This window comes from Limnospira sp. PMC 1279.21 (assembly GCF_032349615.1).
Taxonomy (GTDB): Bacteria; Cyanobacteriota; Cyanobacteriia; order Cyanobacteriales; family Microcoleaceae; genus Limnospira; species Limnospira fusiformis.
In genome coordinates, this window is sequence record NZ_JARPLU010000199.1 from 1 (window position 1) to 7,498 (window position 7,498).

At 39.7% G+C, this 7,498-nt stretch carries 5 protein-coding genes and 1 pseudogene; 1 reads left to right on the top strand and 5 read right to left on the bottom strand.

The genetic code is table 11. The annotated features are described in order from the left end of the window. Positions 1-123 precede the first annotated feature (123 nt). From P5683_RS21110 to P5683_RS21125, 4 genes are all read right to left on the bottom strand, one after another. Entirely contained in the window at positions 124-540 is a 417-nt protein-coding gene (locus P5683_RS21110; protein WP_006667993.1) for a hypothetical protein, read from the bottom strand. A gap of 16 nt (positions 541-556) precedes the next feature. Beyond that, the gene (locus P5683_RS21115; protein ID WP_273248355.1) at positions 557-1,333 is read right to left on the bottom strand and encodes a GUN4 domain-containing protein; all 777 of its coding nucleotides are present in this window, start codon (positions 1,331-1,333) and stop codon (positions 557-559) included. A gap of 138 nt (positions 1,334-1,471) precedes the next feature. After that, positions 1,472-2,737, bottom strand: a complete 1,266-nt coding sequence (locus P5683_RS21120; RefSeq protein WP_006621760.1) for a serine hydrolase — start codon at positions 2,735-2,737, stop codon at positions 1,472-1,474. Between the two features lie 7 nt (positions 2,738-2,744). Then, complete coding sequence (locus P5683_RS21125) at positions 2,745-4,364, bottom strand: protein kinase domain-containing protein (RefSeq protein WP_006621759.1); 1,620 nt, start codon at positions 4,362-4,364, stop codon at positions 2,745-2,747. A gap of 186 nt (positions 4,365-4,550) precedes the next feature. Here P5683_RS21125 and P5683_RS21130 point away from each other — a divergent pair, with 186 nt between their 5' ends. Then, on the top strand, positions 4,551-7,034 hold the full coding sequence (locus P5683_RS21130) for an FHA domain-containing protein (RefSeq protein WP_008056683.1): 2,484 nt from the start codon (positions 4,551-4,553) through the stop codon (positions 7,032-7,034). 197 nt (positions 7,035-7,231) lie between these two features. Here P5683_RS21130 and P5683_RS21135 read toward each other — a convergent pair. Further along, positions 7,232-7,498, bottom strand: a pseudogene (locus P5683_RS21135) (hypothetical protein); the annotation flags it as partial.

Genomic DNA, 7,498 nt, shown 5'->3' on the forward strand with positions numbered 1-7,498 from the left:
CCTACATGGCTAAAATTATTAATTATTAATTATTAATTGTTAATTATTATAGGTTAGGTGGAGGTACGAAACCCAACGCCAGCATCTGTAAATGATGTTGGGTTTCACTGCGTTTCACCCAACCTACATGGCTACTCCTCTGCGATTAGCCGGTAAGCCGCGATTACTGGGGGTAAAGCAGTAAGCATTGCCATCAATCTTATGAATGTTCTGACGTAAGAAGCGATCGCAATTTCCTTCAGGAACAATAATCGTTTGATAGAGTCTTCGTCCTGAGAGATTTTCATAATAGGGAATCCAGAGAACCCCTAAATTCCCAAATCCATGCTCAAAATGAAGAGCCTCACCTCTTTTTTGAGCCTCTGCCTCAGTTTGCCAAGCCGACTCCGCAATCACTCTTCGACCTTCAAAATCAGCACTGCGCCAGTTAAGACGGGGATAGGCGAAAGAAGTCTCTATTGTGGCTAAAGTGCCAAATATTAAGCATAGAAAAGACAGGGCAAGTTTCTGCATTAGAAAATAAATAAATTTAGATTTCATAGTGTAACTTACGGGGTTAAAGCCTACATTCCAAAAACCGAGAATTTTCCACAACTACACCCCCACAAAAGCCAGGTGCTCTCCCTGAGTCACAGGCTGTGTAACAATGATTTACTGAATTTCCCGAATAACAAGGTAAATGTCCTGGAGGTGCTTGCAAATCAAATATAAAGTTCTGGTAATTCCTCTTAGAAGAAGGAGTAATCAACCATCCCAAAGCTGCATATAACCGAAGAGATGCTTGAAAAACTTCACGATTTCGCTCCCCCTCCATCAACCCTTGAAGTTGAGTAGTATTGAATTGCTCTCTCCAAACTTTAAGTTGAACACTATAACCAAAGTTTCCATTTGAGTGCTTCTTCCAAACCTCATCAATTCTCCTCAAATCTGAACAAGAAATTTGAGCAATTTCTTCTGGATGGATTTGGCTTCCTAAATTGCCCCATCTATTACCAACTTGCTTTATTAATTCCCAGTTTTGCTCATCAGCCTTACGCCAGTCTCCCTCCTGTGCAAAGTTTTCTAAACGAGAATACATAGCCTCCACATCCTGTCCTCCTTGGCTCTTTAAAACAGGCAAACTAGACCTAGTTATAAGAACATGGTATTGGCTATCTATTTTTGAATTAGCAGGAAATTGAACCAAAATAAGCCATAAAACAATGATTGATAATCCCCAAAAATAAAAAAACTTTTTGTATTTTATTAACTTCGGCTTGTGCATAGTCATAAGCTGAATGAATAGTTTTTCAATAATTAAATCAAGGAAAAGTGGAAAATTGATCGATGTCAATTCTAACTTTATCTATTTCTGTACCGTCCGCAATCTGCTGAATGTTGCCAGTCTCTGCAAAAACCCAGTCAGATACCCAAAATAATATCAGAAATACACCCCAATGATTGGCCAATTTTCAAAAACTCATTATTTTCTTTACTCGAACATTCTTTCATAAACTAAGCGTGAAATAATTGGAAAAAATTCCCAATCCTCTCCATAAGCAGCCCCATCGCCAAAGACTGATATAATATAGGCTCTATTTTTAGACCTATGATGAATTAAAGCGACTTCGAGCCGAGAATCATTAGTCCACCCGACTTTTGAATAAAAATCAATCTTTTGTCGATTTTGATAAATTCCTTTTCCTAAAAAACCATCAACTGAATCATATTCCTCGGGCTTCCAAACTTGAGGATTTAAATCTATTTTAAGCAGTGACATTATTTGCATTGATGTGGTTTGAGAAACAGCTTGATAAGTAGCAATTTCATACATTAATCTAGACGCATGTCGAGCCGTCATTTGATTACGAATTGGAGGCTGATTATCACCACGCATACGCAGATCCCATCCTTGAGGATAATTCATTCCCAAATAGGGGATGGGAAAATTTTTCTGACTGATATTTATTCCTGAATATCCTGATTTTTGAAAGAAATAATTGACAGAATAGCGTTTATTTAGCCAAGTTTGGTAGTCTTCTGTATGGGAAATAGATGTGGTATCAGTGATAAAATCTACAATTCGGCTAGCTGCTTCATTATCAGATTTTTGGATGAGTTTACAAATAGTAGTAACACATCCCATTTTTGGTAAATCAATTGGTTGAGGAGGAATGTTGCGCTCTGCTTGTAAGGAATAATACGCGACTAACCAAAACAATTTCGGGATACTGGCAGGATAACGAAAAACATCAGCTTGATAAGTGCCTTCAGTTTGTTTATTTAAATCAATCAAGTGTATAGATAAAGAATTAGTTGGAAGACCTCGCATTCTGGCAGTATAAACAACTTCATTAACAATATTTTGTAAATTATCATTGGGCTTAAAGTGAGTAGGATTAGTGACATTATAAACCCAATTGGGGTTAATACCTTCTCTTGATTCCAGTCTAGAAGTTATATTTAAATCTACAGAATCTGGAGATAAATCTATACTATTAGGTGGCTCTCGAAAAATTGTATTATCTAAATAGCGATCATTATTTAATGAAGGTTTAGGAGGAAATACAAAGTACAAAATAGCTGCTCCACTTAGTCCTAAAACTAAACTCACTGACATAACAATTGTAGTCCAAGCTAACCTTGATAAATGCTTTTTATTCGGGTAATTATTAGTCGCTAAATAGGCACGTCTCAATCCTTGACGTTCACCCTGATTTTTATGATTATTTTTGAAAAAATATTTATGCACAGCCATGATGTATTTAATCAACTTTTTGATACCAGGATATTTTTAACTGATTATTTTCTTTTTTTATGGTATATCGATATCTGGATGTACTGAAATAAGCATTATTGGGATCGGGTCTGCCGTTGCGATATAATGTGCCATCTTCTGTAACTATCAGCTCTATTGTTGCATTGTTTTCATCTGATTCAAAACGCTCTACAGAATCAACGCGCTGAATTCCATACTGATAATAAGCATTATTATTTTGTAGCCAATTTATGGGGCCATCGGCTTTAACTAAATCAGTGAGTAATGCACCTGTGGTTAAATTACGGGCAGCATCTCGACTATAAGGAGGTGCAAAAATTTTGGATTTAGACTGAAGCCATTGTTTAACTAATGCAACAGCTTTTTCTTCTGTAATAGATGGTATTGCTTGTACAGCAGGCTTTGGTGGCTGAGATTCGGCTTCTGATTCCGATTGCGATGGTGTCTGGCTTGCAGAAGCTGTAGTTGTCGGCTGAACCTCAACGGCTATAGGATTGTCTATTGCATTATCAGCAACACTATTCCAAAATCTTGAGACAAAAAGTCCAACAATAATGCAACTGCCAATTATTCCACCCGTTAATACTGCTTTAGCCCATTCTGGCATTGTTGATGGATTTTGTAATGCTGTCGGACTCATAGACTGAGCTGGAGAAAGAATAGTAGCTGCTTGACTTACGGGAACAGAAGAAACAATTGTTGGAGGTTGCTGGTTGGGATTGCTAGAAATTATTGTAGCTGTAGGTTGCCCAGTCCGGGAAACAGAAGTACCTGTATGAGATGTGAAATTCAGCGCAGCTCGCATTTCGCCAGCCGTCGAAAAACGCTTGTCTGGATGAGATTGAATAGCTTGTTCAATGGCGTTAGCAAAACTTGGTGTAATTGTCGGAACTTCAGAGCGCCAAAGGAGATTTCCGCTGAGAGGATCTGTTGAAAATTCTTGCGGAACTTTTCCAGTTAGGCAGAAAATGGCAGTCAATCCTAAAGCGTATAAATCACTGCTGTATATAGGGCGACCTATAGCTTGTTCACTAGCCATGAACCCCGGTGTACCAACAACCACCGATCGCGTCGGATTTCCAGAGTGACTCAGTACAGTTCCCATCGTCTCTTTGACGGCACCGAAATCAAGCAATACAGGTTCTAAATTGCTCGATCGCAGCATAATATTGTCAGGTTTAATGTCGCGATGAACAATTTGCTTACTGTGAACATATTCCAGAACAGACAGTAAGCTGACTAGCATGGCTCGGACAGAGCTTTCACGCATTGAAGCGTGGCGATGAACGTAGTCCGTTAAGGTTTGACCTTCGATCCACTCTTGAACCAGATAAAATAAGTCATTTTCACGAAAATAGGCGTAGAGGGTTGGAATTTGTTGATGAGCCGTTCCCAGTTCCTCTAAAATAGCAGCTTCTCGTTGAAACCGATCTTGTACTAATTGATAAATATCAGGATTATCCGTAACAGGCTTTAGTTGTTTAATGACGCACCTTCGCCCGGATGGCATTTGAGTATCTTCAGCCAGAAATGTTTCTCCAAAACCGCCAGAACCTAAAGGCTGAATGATTTGATAGCGGTGGTTTAATAAAGAATGGTCAGCCATAGTAATTCCTCAACCAGTTCATTGGTAAGTACGAACTGTCTTTATTGCTTATACCTATTTATTCCAACAATAACACGCTTAACTCTGAAACTCAAGCCAAGAAATATAAATTTTCTTTTAAGTTTTAACGGATTGACCTTGAAAAAATTTAAGATAAAAAACTTAATAGCATAGTTTTCATAACCCATGAGCCATAGTCTACCTAAAACCCAGCTTGAAAAATCTTCCGATCCATATCTGGAACTGACAAACCAGACCCAAACCGTCACATTTGCACTGACAAAGGCTCAACTGATACTTGGTAGGGCTACTGATGCAGATTTAAAGATTCCCGAAGACTGGTTAGCAATTTCTCGTTACCAGGCTACTTTAACTCGCAACGGCGATGAATATGAGATTTACGACGGTATCACCAAAAATGGTACTCGCCAACCCAGTCGAAATGGACTGCTTGTTGATCAACGCCGGGTAGGGGTTGTGGAATATTATCAATTATTCGACGGGGCTGAGTTGCAAATTGGTCAAGATCCTATGACTCTCATTCGTCTGAAATACCATAATCCCCAAAACCCTAAATTCATTGTCTCTAGCACCACGAGAAATCAATCAATTAGTATCAAAAACCGTTCGATTGTGCTAGGTCGCGACCCATCTTGTAACTTGGTTCTTGATTCTCCTGTAGTTTCCAGAAAGCACGCTGTCATTGACAAGTTTGATGGTGGGTACTACCAGTTATTTGACTACAGTACAAATGGTGTTTTCGTCAACGAACAGAAAGTCAATCAATCTATGCGGCTTCCCGATGGTTGCACAATTCGCATCGGTTCATTTATTTTGGTGTTGAGTGGCGATCGCCTCACCCTTCAAGACCGGGGGGATAAATTGCGTCTTGATGCTTGGGAAGTTACCCGCATTGTTTCCAAACATTCCCGAAACAGCCAAACTTTGCTCAATTGTGTTTCAATTCCACTCGAACCCGGTCAACTGATTGCAATTGTTGGCGGAAGTGGAACGGGAAAATCAACTCTTTTGAAGACACTGCTAGGTATTCAACCTCTTTCTGGAGGATATGTTTATTTAAACGGCTCAGACCTGCAACAAAATTTTAATATCTACCGTACCCAAATTGGCTATGTACCTCAAGAAGATATCGTACATAGAAATCTGACGGTTGATCGGGTTCTCACTTTTGCTGCTCAATTACGCCTTCCCCCTGATACAAATATTGAGGCAGTTATTCAAAAAACTCTGACTGAAATTGAACTTTTAGATCGACGGCATACCCTAATTAGCCAACTAAGTGGTGGTCAATTGAAGCGAGTCAGCATTGGCGTTGAACTTTTAGCAGACCCCAAGTTATTTTTCCTCGACGAACCCACATCAGGACTCGATCCAGGATTAGACAAAAAAATGATGCAACTTCTGCGAAAGTTAGCTCACTCAGAAAATCGAACTGTAGCTCTTGTTACCCATGCTACTGCAAACATCACTTTGTGCGATCGCGTTGCCTTTATGGGAAGGGGAGGAAATCTCTGTTACTTCGGACCCCCTAGCGAAGCTCCTAGTTTTTTTAATGTAGGACGGGATGACTTTGCAGAAATTTATAATGAACTGGAAAAGTCTCCAGAAGAAAATCAAGGCTGCTCCATCGAAGATTATTGCCAACAGTGGAATACTCGATTTAAACAGCATACTGACTACCAAAAATATGTCCGAGATGCTCTGATTATTCCCGGTAAAATTAATGCCAATTCTCCTGGAATAAATCAAGCAAATCAAACGACGACAAAATTCAAAGATAAACCAAAACAGGTTAAGCCTTCTGCTCTGAGGCAAATAAGGGTACTTTTACAACGAGACATCCAATTGGTTTTAGCTGACCGATTTAACTTAGGACTATCATTGCTAACTGCTCCCATTGGAATTGCCTTGATTACTTTGGCTATCCGCGAGCAAGAACCCCTGATTCTTGGCGACGGTTCCGATCCGACCCTGGCTCCTTTAGCTCTGCGCGTTCTATTTGTATTTACCTGTGCGGCTATTTGGGTCGGGTTGTCAGGATCATTGCAAACGATTATCCGAGAATCAGCTATTTATGCCCGTGAACGTCTTGTGAACTTGGGTTTGTTTCCTTACCTGGGATCCAAAATTCTGGTTTTATGCTTTTTAGGATTAGCGCAAACATTGTTAATGGCTGCGGTTGTGATACTGGGTTTTAAATCTCCAGAACCAACATTAATACCTTGGCTTATTGGACTCAGTATAACCACCTTTCTAACCTTAGTTACGAGTGGTTGTTTGGGTTGGGCAGTTTCCTGTTTTGTTCATAATGAGACTCAAGCAAATACAGCCCTTCCTCTATTGTTACTTCCTCAAATTATTTTTTCGGGAGTGTTGTTCAAAATGGAAGGAATCGGAAAAATTATTTCTTGGTTGATGCTCAGTCGTTGGTCTGTGGGGGCTTATGGGGCTTTAGTTGATGTGAATGCAATGGTGCCGGAACCGATGAAAACTCCCGACGGGAGCATTATTCCTCAACCTTTTGAAGTGACACCTGTTTACGATCCAACCTGGTCTAATTTGAGTTTAAACTGGTTTTTACTTGGATTGCACGCAATTGTTTATTTGACATTAGCATTGTGGAAACAAAAGCAGAAAGATATTTTTTAATCTCTCCACAGTCATTGCATGAATGCCACATCAAATGAAAGTATAGCGTTTTGAATCTATGAAACTCTACTCCCATCTGCTCTAGGAAAAAGGAGCCACGCAGATTATGAGATGCTTCCAATAGAAGTTGCAATTTGACTTAGACATATAATAATTTCACCCTGATACCGTATGGGAAAATAAATCCTCAAAAATTTTCAATTGTCTTCATAAAGCAGTAACTTCAACCGTTTCAGCAGTCCCTCAATTTCAGAACGTTTTTGAGGGGATAGCCTAGCCTTTGAACGTCGGAATTGTTTGGCTAGGTCGGAGATCTCAGTTTCCAATTGGTCTGGCAGTTCTGATACTTTCGTTTCCTTCACCAATTTCTGCACCTGTCTCAGGGTCAATTTTTGACCGATCGCCTTTTCTATAGCATTAGTCAAGGTGGTTAGGACGCAGCTTTGAGAACGGAATCCATGGCC

Excerpts from the sequence above, each read along its gene's own strand:
- P5683_RS21130 (WP_008056683.1), top strand. The coding sequence starts at position 4,551 with ATGAGCCATAGTCTACCTAAAACCCAGCTTGAAAAATCTTCCGATCCA.
- P5683_RS21125 (WP_006621759.1), bottom strand. The coding sequence starts at position 4,364 with ATGGCTGACCATTCTTTATTAAACCACCGCTATCAAATCATTCAGCCT.
- P5683_RS21110 (WP_006667993.1), bottom strand. The coding sequence starts at position 540 with ATGAAATCTAAATTTATTTATTTTCTAATGCAGAAACTTGCCCTGTCT.
- P5683_RS21120 (WP_006621760.1), bottom strand. The coding sequence starts at position 2,737 with ATGGCTGTGCATAAATATTTTTTCAAAAATAATCATAAAAATCAGGGT.